The sequence below is a fragment of the Streptomyces sp. SudanB182_2057 genome (assembly GCF_964272715.1).
Taxonomy (GTDB): Bacteria; Actinomycetota; Actinomycetes; order Streptomycetales; family Streptomycetaceae; genus Streptomyces; species Streptomyces rubradiris.
Map to the genome: position 1 here is coordinate 7,546,424 of NZ_OZ186798.1, position 16,086 is coordinate 7,562,509.

Sequence of the window (16,086 nt, forward strand, 5' to 3'; positions counted from 1 at the left end):
GGCAGCCGAGTGTGACAACCATGTGATCAATCCGCCCGGGCCGCCGGCAGCGGGATCACGACCTCGTCCTCGACGGGCGGATCGAGTTCCTGTGCGAGGTTGCCCGTCGCGGCGAAGCAGCGCAGCCGCACGGCGTCCGCCGTGACGTCCAGCCGCAGGAAGCACTTGAAGAACGGCGGGCTGTAGGTGACGGAGGACGGCGAGAACAACTGGGTGTACATCTTCCGCACGGGCAGCCGGAACCGGGCCGGACGGTCGGGGCGGCGGCCGGTGCCGAGCAGGCCCGCGACCAGCCGGGTACGGCGGGTGACCCGGACGCCGGGGCCCGGGGCGCGGGCCGGTTCGATGCCGAGCCGCTCGGCGACGACGGCCGCCGCCTCCGCCTCGGTCAGCCGGAAGAAGCGGCGCAGCCGCAGTCGGCGGCCGTACAGGCCGCTGTAGAAGGCGAGCGAGTCGCCGCGCAGCGGGTAGCAGCGGAACTCGCGCTCGGTGACGCCGCCGACCGACACCCGCGGGATGGTGTGCGTGGCGTGCGTGAACGCCCCGCCGCCGCCCGCCACGACGTACTGGATGGTGCGGCCGTCCACCGTCACCGGGTAGCGCTGGTAGTTGTGGATGTCGCCGCCGATCGCGGCCACATAGTGGTGCTCGGGGGCCCGGACGATGTCGTCCACCGTGCCGCCGCCCTCGATGGGGCACGGGTGGTGCTCGCCGTCGACGTACAGCGGCGAACCGGTGACGAGGATCTTCGGCCTGGGGCCCCGGGATACCTCCCGCAGCCAGGCGCCCTGTTCGGCGTCGACCGTGCCCAGCAGGCCGGTGTCGATGCCGACGATCCGCACCGGCCCCGCGTCGATCGCCCAGTACGGGCCGGGCTGTTCGGCCCGCTGCCCCGGCGCCGACCGCAACGCCCGTGCGGCGGCGAAGCGTTGCTCGTCGGCGGGACGCGCCCGGTGCCACAGCAGGGAGCGCCACCAGGCGCGGGTCAGCGGGCGCGGCCGGGGCCCGGGGTCCGGCGGCGGGGTGTCGGCGCAGAACACCCGCATGAACGCGCCGAGGTCCTCGTACCAGTCGTGGTTGCCCGGTATCGCGTAGATCGGCCCCGGGTAGTCCTGGTAGGGCCGGAAGAACTTGTCGCCGTAGTCGTCGGCGCTGCCGACGGGGTAGATGACATCGCTGGCGAGCACCGCGAAGTCGGTTCCCTGACTCGCCCTCAGGAAGCCGGGCACGACGGCGTACTGGGACTCGCCCCCCTCGCCGGTGTCCCCGATGACCATGAAGGAGAACGACTCCGGTACGTCCCGCCGGATCACCATGTCGGCCGATACCCCGGCCTTGATCCGCCGGGCCACCCAGCGGCTGCGGGTACCGCCGGTCGGGTCGCCGAACCAGGACGCGAGCACGCCGTTGCGGGCGGCCCACAGGACGCGGGGGTTCAGCCACGACAACTGCTCGACGTGGTCCGGCATCAGCCGCCGGTAGGTGCCGGGCCGGGCCGCGCCCCAGCCGGCGCCCTGTGCGGTATCGCGTGAGGAGTCAGACACGCGGTGCACGGTAACAACGCGCCGGTCAGCGCGGGGAAGCCGGGGTCCCGCCCAACACCCGTGCGGCGGCGCCGCGTTCCCGCCCGGCCGGGCCACCGGCCGCTCTTGATCTCAAGCGCGGTCGAGGTTCTACGGTGCCCGGGTCAGTGATCGTCCGCAGGAGGTACCGCCATGACCGCTCAGCCCCGCGCCGACGCCGGACTCGCCGCCGAACCGGCCGCGTACTGGACCAAGATCGCCTACGAGTCCCTCATCGCCTTCATCCGTGCCCGGCAGGCCGAACTGGGCTTCACCCAGCCCGGGTACTGGCTGCTGCGCCACCTGTCGGAGCACGACCTCTCGGCCGACGGCCACGGGATGACCCTCGCCGAACTCCGGCAGGCCATGATCACCTACCTCAGGCCCGAGGACGACCTGGCGGCCGAGGCCGGGACCCTGCTGGAGCGCGGCTGGCTCACCCGCGACGGCGACGGTCGGCTGTGGATCACCGCGGCCGGGGACGAGGCCCGCGCCACCCTCAAGCGGCACGCCCCCGCGATCCGCGACCGCGTCCACCAGGGCATCTCCGACGCCGACTACGTCACCACCGTGAAGGTCCTCCAGCGGATGATCCGCAACACCGGCGGCGCGGTGAGCTAGGCATGCGCCGAGGGGCCCTGCGCGAAGGGCCCGGGGGAGTGGGTCGCCGCCCGTGCGGCCGTCACGGCTCGCGGGCGAGGCCCCCGTGCTCGGCGACGGTCTCCGGGGCGGGCGCACCGGGTTCGGCGTCACCGGGTGACCGGCACGACGCCCGGCCCGACCGGCTCCAAGCCGTCGAAGAACGAGGTGATCGCCTCGACGGTACGCGGGTGGTACGGGACCGAAACGGCCGTTCACCTCCCGGTTCGCCGTCGCCGCCGATAGGGGGAACCGGCTGATCACGCGACACCGCTCGCGATCCCGCACCCGGTGCGCCGGGTGCGGGACCGCGCCGGGTCAGCTGAGCGGGTCCAGCGTGAGATACGCCTGCCGCGGGCTGCCGTCGTGCACCAGCGACTCTTGGTGGCCGACGTCGTCGAAGGCGAACGCGTAGGCCTTGCCGTCGGCCATCTGCGCGTGCGCCGCGCGCGCGTACTGGTTGGTCACCGCGTCCCGGTAGAAGTCGGCCGTCGTGGCATCCGGCTGACTGGGGTTGACCAGCAGGGTGGACCGGTTGAAACCGGCGCACAGCGTACGGGAGATGGGTCCGCGCACGGTGTCGTTGGGCGCGTCCAGCAGTTTGTGGCAGCCGAAGACGCTGGAAGCGTCGGGCTTCTGGAAACTGGTGACGACCGTGCCGGCGGAGTTGGTGAAGTTCATGACGTTGCCCGAGACCCGGCCGTAGTACTTGGTGTTCGGCTGGTCGGCGAACGGCGTGACGGTCAGCGTCGACGTCGTGTACTTCTGCCAGACCCGGTTCACGTAGTCGTCCATCACGTTCGCCGGCAGCGCCCCGGTCTCCACCCCGTACAGCGGGGACAGCGCGCGCAGCACCGTGCCGTCGGAGCGGGTCTGGACGAGGTTCCCCCAGCCGCCCGGCTGGGCGCGCAGCGCGGCGAAGAAGCCGCTGTAGCCACCGGACTTGAGGTGCCCGGTGGTGGTCGTCCCGCCGTCGGCGCGCTGCACCCCGACGGCGTACGGCGCCGAGAACATGTCCACCTGGGTGCTGTTGAGCCACAGCCCGGCGTCGTTGAGCGTGTACTCCGACCAGTTGAAGAGGGTGTCGCGGTTGGGGTCGGACGGGTTCTGCACGGCCGGCTGGACCAGCCCGCCGGTGGTCAGCCGGAAGTCCAGCTTGCGGCCGTAGGAGAAGTAGATCCGGCCGGAGAACTTCGGGATGCGGATGGTCTTGGACTGGCCGGCGGCCGGGCCGGGTATCGCCGCGTCCGGCGCGGGGGTCGGCGGGTTGCCACCGGCCGGCCAGGCGTGGAAGACGCCGTCCGCGTCGGCCCAGCCCTGCCGCCCCGAGGACAGCTGGGTGCCGAGGTCGTAGACGTAGACCGGTTCGGAACGGCCCGAGTTGTTGGTGATCGTCAGGGGGATGGTGTCGGGGACGGCCGCGTCGGCGCGGCCGGGGGAGCCGAGCGCGAGCAGTCCGCCGAGCAGCGTCGTCGCGGCGGCCAGGGGCAGCGCGCCCCGCGTGAGCGTGTGCGGCACTCTCCACCTCCGTGTGGGGTCGGGGTCGTACGGATATGGTCCGTACCAGTTCTGAGAGCGCTCTCAGATTCCAGCCACGACGAGTTCATGTCAATGTCCGGGACCGGATCGGTCCGACGCCCACCGGTCGGCGGGCGCCGGCCCGCGCCGTCAGAATGTGCGCTTGAGCAGGTCGAGCAGGGCCGCCCAGTGCCGCTCGGCGGCCTCCCGGTGGTAGGCGGGGGTGTCGGCCTGGGTGTAGCCGTGGTGGGCGCCGGTGTAGACCTCGCAGGTGTGGCGCACCCCGGCGGCGGTCAGCGCCTCCTCGAGGCGTTCGATCTGCTCCGGGGGCAGCGACGCGTCCTCGTCGGCGTGCCCGAAGTACAGCTCGGCGGTGATCCGCGGGGCCTCCAGGTGCGGGCTGTCCGGGTCGTCGGTGGCCAGGCCCCCGCCGTGGAAACCGGCCGCCGCCGCGACCCGCTCGGGGTGGGCGCCCGCCGTCCACAGCGCGAGCCGGGACCCCATGCAGTAGCCGGTCAGCGCGACCGGGCCGTCCGCCACCAGCGGGCTGTCGGCCAGCCACCGCAGATAGGCGTCCGCGTCCCGCTTGACCAGGTCCGCGGTCAGACCGGCCAGCATCGGGCCGAGCCGCTCCCAGATGGTCGGGTCGGCGGCCGGGTCGATGAACTCGGGCAGGTCCACGACCGGCGCCCGGCCGAGCCGGTAGAACACGTTCGGCAGCAGCACCGTGTAGCCGGCCGCGGCCAGCCGGTCGGCCATCGACTTCAGGTGCGGTCGCGGGCCGAAGGCGTCCTGGTAGAACAGCACGCCCGGACGGGGGCGGCCGTCGGCGGGGCGGACGAGGTAGGCGTCGGCGACGCCGTCCTCGGTCGGGATGTCGACATCGTCACGCTGGACATCGGTCATGGTGGACAGGCCCTCCCTCGGGACAACGGGCGGCGGGCGGTGATGGCTCCCGGCGCCATGGCTGCGACCATGCTGTCACGCAAGATCGGCGACGCGCCGACCGGTGCCGGGCGTGGTGAGCGGCCGGCGGGCTCCGCGCCCGGCGCTCACTCGAAGCGGCTGGTGTCGCCCGCGCCCCGCCGGACGATCTCCGCCCCGCCGCCGGAGAAGTCGACCACCGTCGTCGGCTCGGTGCCGCAGTCGCCCGAGTCGACCACCGCGTCCACCACGTGGTCCAGCCGGTCCTTGATCTCCCAGCCCTGGGTCAGCGGCTCCTCCTCGTCCGGCAGCAGCAGCGTGCTGGACAGCAGCGGCTCGCCCAGCTCCGCCAGCAGCGCCTGGGTGACCACGTGGTCCGGGATGCGCACGCCCACGGTCTTCTTCCGCGGGTGCATCAGCTTGCGCGGCACCTCGCGGGTGGCCGGGAGGATGAAGGTGTAGCTGCCGGGAGTGGACGCCTTCACCGCCCGGAAGACGTCGTTGTCGACCCGGACGAACTGACCGAGCTGCGTGAAGTCCCGGCACATCAGCGTGAAGTGGTGCCGGTCGTCCAGCCGGCGGATGGCACGGATCCGGTCCATGCCGTCCTTGTTGCCCAGCCGGCAGCCGAGCGCGTAACAGGAGTCGGTCGGATACGCGATGAGCGCTTCCGAGCGCACCGCGTCGGCGATCTGGGTGATGCTGCGCGGTTGCGGGTTGTCGGGGTGCACGTCGAAGTACTTCGCCACCCGTCGAGCTTATGCCGTCCCGCAGGTCACACGCGCCTCACGGGCGCGATGCCGCGGGCGGTGTCCGCGGAGGGTCCCTGGAAGATGCCTATGAAGTCATACCTGACTGTATAGGTGTATATGCACGCCGTTCATGAACACCCGGCCGCTGCCCTCGGCCACCGCCGCGCGGAGGGTGTCCGGGCATGTCCGGGGAAACGGAGGCGACCCCCATGGCCACCGCGTCCCACGCCTGCGCGGTGGTCACCGGCTTCCTCTGCCCGCCGGTCGCGGCCCTCGCGGCGGCGGGGACGCCGGGTGGGGCGCGGATCGAGGAGGAGTGAGACCGGATCCGGAAGTTTTCCGGATCGGCCGGAATTCGGCTGCGTACATCCCGCGATCCGGGGCATCGGAGCATTGAGACGCCCGGGGATCCCCCCACCCCGGGCGCGGCATCTCCGCCGGCGGCTCCGTCCCCCCGGGCCGCCGGCGGAGCCGTGTCCGGCGCCGATTTCCTTCGGGTCAGGCGGACTCGGCCGAGCGAGCCGACGTGTCCGCCGGACGTGCGGGCTCCCTCGACCTCAAGAGTCTCGACGGTCCGGCCACCCTCAACTCCCCAGCCGCACCGGGATCTCCTGCCAGCCGTGGGAGATGAACGACGGCACGTGGCGCAGTTCGCCGGCCGGGCAGGCCAGGCGCAGGGCGGGGAAGCGGGAGAACAGGGCGGGCAGCGCGGTGAGTGCCTCCAGGCGGGCCAGCGGTGCCCCGATGCAGCGGTGCACGCCGACGCCGAACGCCAGATGGTCCTCGGCCGCCCGCGCCGCGTCGAAGACGGCCGCGTCCGGGCCGTAGTGCGCCGGGTCCAGGCCCGAGGCGGCGTACGTCGTGATGATCGCGTCCCCGGCCGGAATCGTCACGCCCGCGACCGTCAGCTCCTCCACCGCGAACCGCAACGGCAGCGCGGCGACGGACGGATGCACCCGCAGCGTCTCGTCGACCACCGCGCCCCAGCCGGTCTCCCCGGCGCGCACCGCGGCCAGTTGGCGCGGATCGGTCAGCAGGGCGACCACCGCGTTGCCGATGAGATTGACGGTGGTCTCGAACCCGGCGCCGACCACCAGCAGCAGCGTGTGCAGCAGTTCCTCGTCCGAGAGCCGGTCACCGTCCTCGTCCCGCACCCGGATCAGCTCCGTGGTGATGTCGTCGCCCGGACGGTCCCGCCGGTACGCGATCAGCGCGCCGAGCACCGAGCCGACGCGTTCGCGCACGGAGGCCGCGAACTCGGGGCTCGGGTCGGAGGTGTCCATGAAGTCGGAGATGAGCCGCGCCGCCTCCGGCCGCAACTCCTCGGGCACGCCGAGGAGGTCGGAGATCATCCGCATCGGCAGGGGATGCGCGAGCCCGTCGCGCAGATCGACCACGCCGCCGTCGGCGCCCGCGGCCTCCAGCGCGTCCAGCAGCTCGGCCGTCAGCGCGGCCACCCGGGGCCGCATCGCCTCGGTGCGCCGGTGGGTGAAGCTCGGCGCCACCAGCCTGCGCAGCCGGGTGTGGTCGGTGCCGTAGGTGGTCAGCATGTTGACCACGCCCACCCAGTTGGCCATCCAGCCCCAGGACGGATGCCGGTCCAGCTCCGGCCACAGCCGCCAGTGCCGGCGGGCGTCCTTGCTGACCCTGGCGTCGAGGATGAGGGTCTTGAGGGTGTCGTAGCCGGTGGGGGCCCAGGCGGGGATGCCGCCGGGCAGTTCCACGGGCACCACGGGGCCGAGGGCGCGCAGCCGGGCGCTCTCCGCGGGGATGTCGGAGCCGAAGGGGTCGAGGGCGATACGGTCGATGACGGTCACGACGGTCTCCACACTGGTCGGCCTTGCCTGAGACGGTCCCGGACCAGTACATCGCGTCACCGGCCGCGTGCACACCGCTCCGAAGTCATCAGGTCACGAATCAGGCCGAGTTCGGCCCCCACACCCGCCCCCTACGCCCCTCCGGCCCCCGGCGTCAGCACCAGCATGGTCGCGTCGTCGCGGACGCGGTAGCCGCGTCGCAGCAGGTCCGACCACACCGCGCCGGGCAGCTCGGCGGACGGGGTGCCGGCCAGGGCGGTCAGCCGCTCGGGCAGCGGGTAGAAGGCGCCGGCGGCGTCCCGGGCCTCCCACACGCCGTCGGAGGCCAGGAACAGCCGGTCACCCGGACGCAGCGGCACCGTGACCTCCTTCGGCGGATCGACGCCGACCAGCCCGATGCCCAGCGGCGGCGCGGGGACGACACCCACCTCCCGGGCCGCTCCGGGACGCACCAGCACGGGCGCCGGATGCCCGCAGGCGATCACGCGTACGGCCGCGCCGTCGGTGAACTCCAGCAGCAGGGCCGTCGCGAACAGCTCCGCGTGCCCCACGGCCGCCGAGTCCACCGCCAGCCGGCGGTCCAGCCGCGCCGCCACCGACTCCAGGTCCGGCTGGTCCAGCGCAGCTTCCCGGAACGCCCCCAGCAGCGACACCACCGTGGCCACCGCCGTCAGCCCGTGCCCCTGTACGTCGCCCAGCACCGCCCGCACCCCGTACGGCCCCGCGCGTACGTCGAAGAAGTCCCCGCCCACCAGCGTCCCGTCCTGCGCCGCCCGGTAGCGGGCCGCGCACCCGACCCGCCCGACCCGGTCCGGCAGCGGCGGCAGCACGGCCCGCTGCACCGCCTCGCCGATCGCCCGCTCGGTGTCCAGCTGGGCGTCCCGGCGGCTGCGCACATAGGAGACGAACACGCTCAGCGCGGCCACGAACACGACGGTCAGCAGATCGGTGTCGCCGGGGCGGTCCAGATGCGTGACCGGCAGCGTGAGCACCGCGACCACGCCCAGACCGAGGACCCCGGTGGTCAGCGGGCCGTACGACAGGACCGCCAGCGGCGGGATCGCGCCCAGCAGGAAGCCGAGGTCACGCGCGTGCGGAGTGATCAGCGTGGCCGAGCCGACGGCGGCGAGCAGCAGGACGGGCAGCACGCGGATCCACCACGGCGGTGGCGCGCCCCGCAGCCAGCCGCGCTCCTCCCGGTTCCCGCGCGGCCACCGGCCGCGCACCGATCCCACATCCCCAAGCTAGGCCCTGTCGTGAACTCCCGCCTGCCTCGCGACGCCATGCACGCTCCCCCAAGCTCTTCGAGCAGGGGGTGCCCCCACTCGCCGCACCGGGCCCAGACCCAAGTACGCCCAGTACGAGGGTCAGGGCCCGGCACTCCCCCAGCCTCCGGCCGGGGGGACCCCCAGAGCACGCACCTGACGCCGCCAGGCCCGCCCTCCGGGCGGACGGCGGGAGTCTGACGACAGGACCTGGCCGCCACCGGCTCCGGGCGCCCGCGCGGAAAACCGCTGGACGGCCGCCCGGCCGCCCGTCTAGCCTGAGCCCGCCACGCCCGAGCCGGACGGAAGAAGGAGGCGAGTGTCATGCAGGAAGACAGCAGTCGGCGCTCCCCCCTCCCCGTGCCCCGGGCGTGTCACGTCTGAATTCGAGGATCTGATGATCCGACCGGGAGCGTCGCCCATCCCACGCATCCCGGAGGAATCCATGACCGGCCTGGTCATCCGCGCGCTCGACGACAGCAGCGCGCACCTGTTCCACACCATGCCCGACCCGCTCGCCCTGGGCGACCGGCACCGCCGTACCCGCTACCGCCCCGACTGGCAGCGCGTCGCCCTGCGCGACGGCCGCACCGTGGCGCGCGCCGCCTGGTGGGCCCGGCCGGAGGACCCCGAGCCGCTGGTGATCAACTGGTTCGACGTCGCCGAGGGCGAGCGGGAGGCGGGCGCCGCACTGCTGCGGACGGCGCCCTGGCGGACCCCCGAGCTCGAACTCGACCTGCCCCCCGGCTGGCGGGACGACCCGCGCCTGCGGGCGGCGGCCGACACCCGCGCCGACGCCGCGAGCCGGGCCGGCTACACCCCCTTGGTGGAACGCTTCGTCTACCGCTGGACCCCCGACCGCGGCCTGCCCGAGCGGCCCGGACGGCTCGTGTTCACCGCCGAACCGGACGACACCGTCTTCTACGACCTGCTGCGCCGCATCCACCGCGGCACCCTCGACGCCCACGCCCGCCGGGCCGCCGAACAGCACGGCGTGGACCGGGCGGCCCAGGAGGATCTGGACGTCTTCCACTGGTTCCCCTCGCCCCGCGACTGGTGGCGGATCGCCCGCACCCCGGCGGGCGAGCCGGTCGGCATCCACATCCCGGCCCGCAACCCCTCGGGACCCTGCGTCGGCTTCGTCGGAGTGGTGCCCGAACAGCGCGGCCACGGCTACGCCTACGACCTGCTCGCCGACTGCACCCACTTCCTGGCCGGACAGGGCGCGCGGTTCATCGCCGCGGCCACCGACCAGGGCAACCTCCCGATGGCCGCGCACTTCACCACGGCCGGGTACCCGGTCGTGCACGAACGCGTCAACTACTGGGCCACGCCCGGTACCCGCTGACGGCCCGAGGCACCGACGGCACCGAGCCGCCGGGACCGGGCCCGGTTCGCCCCTGACCGAGCGGTACCGGCGGCGCTGAGCGCCCGGGGGCCAGGGTCCGGAGAGCGGCCGCCTACCCCCGGGCGGCGGCCGTGAGCCGGTCCTGCGCCGTGGCCAGGATCTCGGTGACCCGGAGACCGAACGCGGCGTCGCAGGGGTGCGGGCGGCCCGTGCCGGCGGCCCGCACCAGCGCGTCGGCGGCCCGGGAGAGCGCGGCGACCGCACCCTCCGAACTCCCGGGCATCACCGCCACGCCCGCCTCGCCCCGCAGCTCCACCTCGGCCCCGGCCGCCGCCGGCGGGGCCGTCAGGCTCAGCGTGAGGGAACTGGACGCGCCGGTGGCGTGGTCGAGCACCAGATGGACGGTGTCCGCGGGACCGTACGCCGCCGCCACCACCTGCCGTACGTCGCCCAGGACCGGCAGCAGCACCGACAGGGCGTGCGGGCCGACGTCCCACAGCGCGCCCTTCTCCCGCCGCCACGGCGAGGCCGCGAACGGGCTGTCGCTCGTGAACACCGCGCCCAGCCAGTGCGCCCGCGCCGTGAACCAGCCCGCCACGGCGGCCTGTTCCTCGATCCAGGCATCCGGCTCCTTCTGGAAGCGCGCGGTGAAGAACACCACCGACGCCACCCCGGCCCGCTCCACCGCCTCCACCACGGCCCGCCCCTCGGCGGCCGACACCGCCAGCGGCTTGTCCAGCAGCAGATGACGGCCCGCGCCGGCCGCCCGCACCGCCAACTCCGCCTGCACGGACGGCGGCAGGGCCACCGCCACCGCGTCCACGTCGGCCAGCAGCGCGTCCACGCCGGCGTACGCGGTGACCCCGTACCGCTCCGCCAGCTCGGTGGCCGCCTCCGGCCGGCGGCCCCAGACCCCGGTGAACTCCAGGCCGGTGTGTTCCGCGAGGGCGGGAGCGTAGGTCGCCCGCGCCCAGGGGCCCGTCCCCAGCAGTCCGATGCGCATGTACCGTTCCCTTCCGACAGCCGTTCCCCGCCTCTTCAGGATGATGCGCCGCGCTCGCCCGGCGCACACCCGTCGCCCGTGGGTACGTGCCCCGCGAGCCACTTCGCGATGGTGGCGGCGATCGGCTGCCCGGTGTCCAGCTCCACGAAACCGAACTGGCCGGACTGGTTGCACTCCAGGAACCACCAGACGCCGTCCGCGTCCTCCGCGAAGTCGAAGGCGCCGTACGCCAGTTCCGCACCCGCCATGTAACGCAGCACGCCCTCGGCGACGCGCGGGGGTACGTCCACCGGCTGCCAGGGAGAGACGGACGGGGCGAAACGGACGTCCACGTCGTCCGGGTGGGCGTCCGGGTCGGCGGGTTTGCGCGCGGCCAGCAGCGTGCCGCCGACGACGGTGAGCCGGATGTCGGCCCGTTTGGCGATCCGCCGTTGCAGCAGGGTCGGGCCGTAGGCCACCGCGGTGAAGTCGGTGTCCGGCGCGACCCGGCTGGTCGGCACGGACCGGGGCGGCTCCTGCGGATGCGCCCCGGAGACCGGCTTGACCACCAGGTCCGGGAAGCGTTCCGCGAACTCCCGCGCCGCCTGCGGGAACGTCGTGATGAGGGTGGCCGGCACCGCGAGGCCGCTGCGCTGGGCCAGGCCCAGCTGCCAGGGCTTGTGCCGGGCGCGGCGGGCGGCGTCCGGATGGTTCATCCAGCGGGCGTCGGCGCACCGCAGCATGCCGTACAGCGCCTGCGACGACTCCTCCGTCAGCCAGGCGGAGGGCTGTGCGGCACGGGCGGCCGGGGTGCCCGGTCTGCGCACCCAGACGGAGCGCAGACCGTCCATGCCCACCAGGCGCCCGCCGACGGACAACTGCCCCCGGCAAGCGCCCCGCACGTACTCGCCCGACAGTGCCACCCCGTTGGTCAGATCGGCGGGGTCGAGCCGGACGACGGGCACGCCGGCCTCGCCCAGCCGGAGGACCACCATGTCCGCCGTCACGTCTTCCTCACTGGTCAGGATGAGTACGGTCATCTGTGGGGGTCCGCGGCTCAGTCGTCGAAGTGTGTCTTGGAACCGGCGGTCGAGGTCGTGGTCCCCAGTGCTCGCAGGGTAGCGTGGTCGGTCGCGGCGATCCGCCCGTCCGGGAGGACGTTCAGTTGCAGTCCGGAGTCGTACGCATACGGCGTGGTGACGTCCAACTGCACAGCGGGGCGCGCGTAGTTGAGCGTGAACGGTTGCATGGTCTCTCCCTGATTAGGCTTTCACGTCCTTATACGAAGCGAACGAGTGATTGGTTGCCTCACTCTCCGTGACCACGGCACGGAGCGCCGTGGACTCCTATCGCGCGAGGGTCTCCCGCGCCGCCGTCAGGGCCTGTTCGGCGTACCCGCGCCCGAACAGCACCGCGTGCACCAGCAACGGGAACAACTGGTGCACGCGTACCCGGTCCCGCCAGCCGTCGGCCAGCGGGGCCGCCTCCTGGTAGCCGGCCAGCACCCGGTCCAGGTGCGGGCAGCCGAACAAGTGGAGCATCGCCAGGTCCGTCTCCCGGTGCCCGCCGTGCGCGGCCGGGTCGATGAGCCGGACCTCGCCGTCGGCGCCCCACAGCACATTGCCGTTCCACAGGTCGCCGTGCAGCCGGGCGGGCGGCTCGGCCGGACCCGCCACCTCCGGCAGCCGCGCGCAGACCCGCTCGAACACGCTCGCCTCGGCCGGGCGGAGCGTGCCGCGGTCGACCGCGCCGCGCACATAGGGCAGCACGCGGTGCTCGGCGTACCACGGCGGCCAGTCGGTACCGGGCGCGTTGCGCATGGGGGCCAGGCCGATGCGGGCGTCCTCGGGCCCACCGGGCGGCGCCGCCCCGAAGTGCGGCGCGCCCGCCTTGTGCAGGGCGGCGAGGGCCTGGCCGAAACGCAGCGCCGCGCCGGGACTCGCGGACCCGGTCGGCACCCGCTCGGTCACCATCCAGTGTTCGTCGTGCCCCAGCACCGCCGGCACCCGGACCGCGCCCGCGGCACCGAGCCAGCGCAGCCCCGCCACCTCGGCGCGCACCGCCCCGGGTCCGTCGCCCCGCTTGACCATCACCGGTGTCCCGTCGTCCAGCAGCACCTCGGCGGGCGAGCCGGACGACGGCCGGGTCCCGGTGGCGGTGCGCCCGGTGAGCCGGGACGCCACCTGTCCTGGATCCTCTTCACGGTTGACCACGGCCCCAGGGTAAGGCCCCCAACCAGGATGCCCAGCAAGGCGGTTCAACCATTGATACGACTGATGTCGGACAAACGGATGAGGTCACCGGCGAGGGTTCCCGAGCCGCTGCCGGGGGCCGCCGGGGAGCTCAGCGCCCGAGGGGCTGCGTGCCCCGGGTCACCCCCACCGGATTCCCGGCCGGCAGCAGCCCCGACTCCGCCACCGCGCCGGCCATCGGCTCCAGCAGCGCGGCCAGCCGCTCGGTCCGCTCGGCACCCAGCGCGGTCCACGGCCGCTCGGCCGCCGCGTCGGTCAGCGCCTCGGTCTCCGCGCGCAGGGCCGCGCCCGAGGGCGTGAGCGAGCCGTCCGCCGCGAGCCGGCCGTCCGCGCGCAGCCGCGCCCCGGCCGCCGCCCACTCCTCCCGCGACCACTTCCGCGTCTCGCGCAGGAAGTCCCCGTCGGACTCCCCGGCCGCCGCCTTGAGCACCATGGCCTCCACCGGCCCGAGACCCAGGCCGACCAGCACCGCCACATGGGAGTCGCCCCGGTGCTCGCGCAGCGTCGTCAGAGCCTGCCACAGCCGGGCGGCGGGCCGCTCCGGACGGTCGAGCGCCTGGTTGGCGGCGCCCAGCACCCGGCCCGTGGTGTCCGCCGCAGCGGCGGCCTCCCACGCGAGGTCCGCGGCCTCCGTGAAGGCGGTGCCGCCGACGACCTCCTTGCCGAACAGATGGGACATCGCCGCGTCCATCGCCTCCAGGCGGGCCGCCAGCACCTCCTCCGGAGCCGCGTACGCCCAGGCGTCCGGCAGCGCCCGGGCCACCCGCGAGGGGTGGAAGACGTAGAAGCAGCTCGTCACCACCGACGGGGGCACCGCGCCGAGCGGGGCGGCGCGCAGCGCGAAGTACCCCATCCAGAACCCGGGCAGCCCGAGGGCGTCCGCCGCCCGGTGCGCCTCCGGCGCGAAGTACACGAGGCCGTGCACCGGCTCGTACCGCTCCCACAGGGCGCGCGCCCGTCCGTCCGCCACCGCTTCCTCCCACCGCCTCGGCCTGCCGTGCTGTCGGCACCAGCGTGCGTTATGACGTCGGTCATAACAAGGGGGCCGGCGTCATCGGGAGCCGGCCCGCCGTTCCGGACGCGGGGGACGCGCCGGTGATTGACCCGTACGAGGGGTCGCCAAGCGGGCGCGCTGAGGCAGACGGGTGGCATGGTGACCCGGCTGGGCGGCTCGGATGGTGTGCGCCGGGGGCCTCGCTGACGGTGGTTCATGTCGGGACCGGGTCCATCCAGCTGATGAGGTATCCGCTGCCCGGTCACGGCGGAAGGACATCACTATGCGCTCTGCCCGCATGCTCCTGGCGACGGCGGCCACCACGGCCGCCCTCGCCTGCGCGACGCCCGGAGCCGCGTTCGCCGTTCCGGGCGAACAGGACAGCGGTCGTGACGACTCCTCGTACAGCAGGGAGCACGACAGCGACTCCGGCCGTGACAAGGGATCCGACAGCGACGACGACAACGAATACGGCAACAAGCGCGACAGCGGAGGGGAACACGACGGACCGCGCGGCGGAATGCACACGGGTGGCGGAGCGCTCGCCGCGGTGCGCAGCGGCGGCTGGGGCTCGGAGGACGACGACAGCAAATTCGACCCCGAGAGCTACCGCGACAAGGGCGAGGAGGAGGACGACGGCGAGGAGAAGGGCGACAAGGAGGAAAAGGGCGGCGGCAAGGGCAAGGGGGGCCGGAGCGGCAAGAGCGAGTGGGGCGAGGACAACGAGCACGACAAGCCGCGCGGCGGCATGCACACCGGCGGCGGCGCGCTCGCCACGCCGGGTGTCACCGCGGGCGGTGTCGCCGTGCTGGCCGTGGCCGCCACCGGCGCGTACACGCTGCGCCGCAAGAAGGCCACCGGCCAGGCGTCCTGACGGGCCACCGCCGTGCGCCAAGGGCCGCGGACACCGCCGACGCACCGACCGCGTCGGCGGCCCGCGCCTCCGCACCGCACCGGGACCGCCGCTGCCCCGTCTCCGCGTACGGCGGTGTCCCGACGGTGGCTTGTGCCGCCCGTACGGGGCCGGGACGGCCACTGTCGGCCTCTGCGCGTGCCGGCTCCGCCGGGGGCCGGGTCCCGTATCGCGCAGGGACGGCCCTTGTCCGTCCCCGGGCGCCGGTGCCGTGCGCGGGCCGCCATCGCCCGCCTCCGCGCGCGGCGGTGTCCCGTCGGTGGCTTGTGCCGCCCGTACGGGGCCGGGGTGGCCACCGTTCGCCCCCGCGCACTGGCTCCGCTGGTGGCCCGCCATCGCGCGCCTGAGCCCATGGCGGCGCTCCGCCGACGTACCGACCGTGCCGCGTCCGCCGGTGTGCTCACTGTCCCGATCCCGTGCTGCCGTGTCCGAGTGAGGTGGTGTCCGATGGCAGCAGATTCTTCCGCGGCCTCTCCGGCGTCGGCGGACGACCGGCGCTCCGGTCACGGAGGGCGGCTGACGCTGTGGGGGGTGGCGGCGGTCTTCCTCGCCCTCAGCCTGTTCGGCGGTCACCAGCCGACCGGTGAGCCCGGGCCGCCCCGCGCCTCGGGCGCCGGCGCCGCCGCCTCGGCCGGTCCCCGGCAGCCGGACAGGACGCTGCCCCGGTCCGCGCCGACCCGGCTGCGCATCCCGGCGATCTCCGTGGACGCCCCCTTCACCACCCTGGCCCTCGGCTCCTCGGGCCAGCTGGAGCCGCCGCCCGCGGGCGACACCAACCTCGTCGGCTGGTACGCCGACGGCGTCTCGCCCGGCGAACGGGGCACCGCGATCATCGCCGGACACGTCGACACGGTGACCTCGGCGGCCGTCTTCGCCAACCTGGGCCGGCTGGAGGCCGGCGACCGGTTCTCCGTGGAGCGGGCCGACGGGCGCACGGCGGAGTTCGTCGTCGACAGCGCCGAGACCTTCGCCAAGGACGACTTCCCCAGCGAGCGGGTGTACGCGGACGCCGACCGCCCCGAGGCCCGGCTCATCACCTGTGCCGGGGACTACGACCGTACGGTGCGCGACTACACCGACAACCTGGTCGTCTTCGCGCACCTGGCCTGAACCGCCGCGA

The 16,086-nt window shown here is 74.1% G+C and carries 16 protein-coding genes; 5 read left to right on the forward strand and 11 right to left on the reverse strand.

Annotated elements, in window-relative coordinates; all coding sequences use genetic code 11:
- Window positions 1-26: 26 nt before the first annotated feature.
- Window positions 27-1,544 carry a metallophosphoesterase family protein gene (locus ACSURM_RS33705; protein ID WP_436959703.1) on the reverse strand — a complete coding sequence of 506 codons (1,518 nt, stop codon included), beginning with the start codon at window positions 1,542-1,544 and terminating at the stop codon, window positions 27-29.
- A gap of 171 nt (window positions 1,545-1,715) precedes the next feature.
- On the opposite strand from ACSURM_RS33705, the gene ACSURM_RS33710 reads away from it, so the two are divergent.
- The gene (locus ACSURM_RS33710) at window positions 1,716-2,183 is read left to right on the forward strand and encodes a MarR family transcriptional regulator (protein ID WP_436959705.1); all 468 of its coding nucleotides are present in this window, start codon (window positions 1,716-1,718) and stop codon (window positions 2,181-2,183) included.
- Window positions 2,184-2,519: 336 nt separating this feature from the next.
- Here the strand turns inward: ACSURM_RS33710 and ACSURM_RS33715 are convergent, their stop codons facing one another.
- From ACSURM_RS33715 to ACSURM_RS33725, 3 genes are all read right to left on the reverse strand, one after another.
- On the reverse strand, window positions 2,520-3,719 hold the full coding sequence (locus ACSURM_RS33715) for a glycoside hydrolase family 64 protein (RefSeq protein WP_436959707.1): 1,200 nt from the start codon (window positions 3,717-3,719) through the stop codon (window positions 2,520-2,522).
- Between the two features lie 150 nt (window positions 3,720-3,869).
- Entirely contained in the window at window positions 3,870-4,625 is a 756-nt protein-coding gene (locus tag ACSURM_RS33720) for a dienelactone hydrolase family protein (protein WP_436959708.1), read from the reverse strand.
- Window positions 4,626-4,771: 146 nt separating this feature from the next.
- Complete coding sequence (locus ACSURM_RS33725; protein WP_436959709.1) at window positions 4,772-5,392, reverse strand: L-threonylcarbamoyladenylate synthase; 621 nt, start codon at window positions 5,390-5,392, stop codon at window positions 4,772-4,774.
- Window positions 5,393-5,577: 185 nt separating this feature from the next.
- Here ACSURM_RS33725 and ACSURM_RS33730 point away from each other — a divergent pair, with 185 nt between their 5' ends.
- Entirely contained in the window at window positions 5,578-5,715 is a 138-nt protein-coding gene (locus ACSURM_RS33730) for a hypothetical protein (RefSeq protein ID WP_436959711.1), read from the forward strand.
- A 264-nt stretch (window positions 5,716-5,979) separates the two neighbouring features.
- Here the strand turns inward: ACSURM_RS33730 and ACSURM_RS33735 are convergent, their stop codons facing one another.
- Both ACSURM_RS33735 and ACSURM_RS33740 read right to left on the reverse strand, forming a co-directional pair.
- The gene (locus ACSURM_RS33735; protein ID WP_436959713.1) at window positions 5,980-7,212 is read right to left on the reverse strand and encodes a cytochrome P450 family protein; all 1,233 of its coding nucleotides are present in this window, start codon (window positions 7,210-7,212) and stop codon (window positions 5,980-5,982) included.
- 131 nt (window positions 7,213-7,343) lie between these two features.
- Entirely contained in the window at window positions 7,344-8,447 is a 1,104-nt protein-coding gene (locus tag ACSURM_RS33740) for a PP2C family protein-serine/threonine phosphatase (RefSeq protein ID WP_436959714.1), read from the reverse strand.
- 475 nt (window positions 8,448-8,922) lie between these two features.
- Here ACSURM_RS33740 and ACSURM_RS33745 point away from each other — a divergent pair, with 475 nt between their 5' ends.
- On the forward strand, window positions 8,923-9,825 hold the full coding sequence (locus ACSURM_RS33745; RefSeq protein WP_436959716.1) for a GNAT family N-acetyltransferase: 903 nt from the start codon (window positions 8,923-8,925) through the stop codon (window positions 9,823-9,825).
- A 112-nt stretch (window positions 9,826-9,937) separates the two neighbouring features.
- Here ACSURM_RS33745 and ACSURM_RS33750 read toward each other — a convergent pair whose 3' ends face one another.
- The 5 genes from ACSURM_RS33750 to ACSURM_RS33770 form a co-directional block, all read right to left on the reverse strand.
- Entirely contained in the window at window positions 9,938-10,828 is an 891-nt protein-coding gene (locus ACSURM_RS33750) for a Gfo/Idh/MocA family protein (protein ID WP_436959718.1), read from the reverse strand.
- Window positions 10,829-10,863: 35 nt separating this feature from the next.
- Window positions 10,864-11,847 (reverse strand): ATP-grasp ribosomal peptide maturase, encoded by a 984-nt coding sequence (gene tgmB / locus ACSURM_RS33755; protein WP_436959719.1) that lies wholly within the window; start codon window positions 11,845-11,847, stop codon window positions 10,864-10,866.
- A 17-nt stretch (window positions 11,848-11,864) separates the two neighbouring features.
- Entirely contained in the window at window positions 11,865-12,056 is a 192-nt protein-coding gene (tgmA, locus tag ACSURM_RS33760) for a putative ATP-grasp-modified RiPP (RefSeq protein ID WP_020938095.1), read from the reverse strand.
- A gap of 97 nt (window positions 12,057-12,153) precedes the next feature.
- Window positions 12,154-12,990 (reverse strand): fructosamine kinase family protein, encoded by an 837-nt coding sequence (locus ACSURM_RS33765; protein WP_436961238.1) that lies wholly within the window; start codon window positions 12,988-12,990, stop codon window positions 12,154-12,156.
- Between the two features lie 160 nt (window positions 12,991-13,150).
- A complete protein-coding gene (locus ACSURM_RS33770) occupies window positions 13,151-14,029 on the reverse strand; it encodes an SCO6745 family protein (protein WP_436959721.1) in 879 nt (292 codons plus the stop codon).
- 307 nt (window positions 14,030-14,336) lie between these two features.
- Between ACSURM_RS33770 and ACSURM_RS33775 the strand changes: the two genes are divergently transcribed.
- Both ACSURM_RS33775 and ACSURM_RS33780 read left to right on the forward strand, forming a co-directional pair.
- Window positions 14,337-14,927, forward strand: coding sequence for a hypothetical protein (locus ACSURM_RS33775; protein ID WP_436959723.1), 591 nt, complete (start codon window positions 14,337-14,339; stop codon window positions 14,925-14,927).
- 486 nt (window positions 14,928-15,413) lie between these two features.
- Window positions 15,414-16,076 carry a class F sortase gene (locus ACSURM_RS33780; RefSeq protein ID WP_436959724.1) on the forward strand — a complete coding sequence of 221 codons (663 nt, stop codon included), beginning with the start codon at window positions 15,414-15,416 and terminating at the stop codon, window positions 16,074-16,076.
- The last annotated feature ends 10 nt before the right edge of the window (window positions 16,077-16,086 follow it).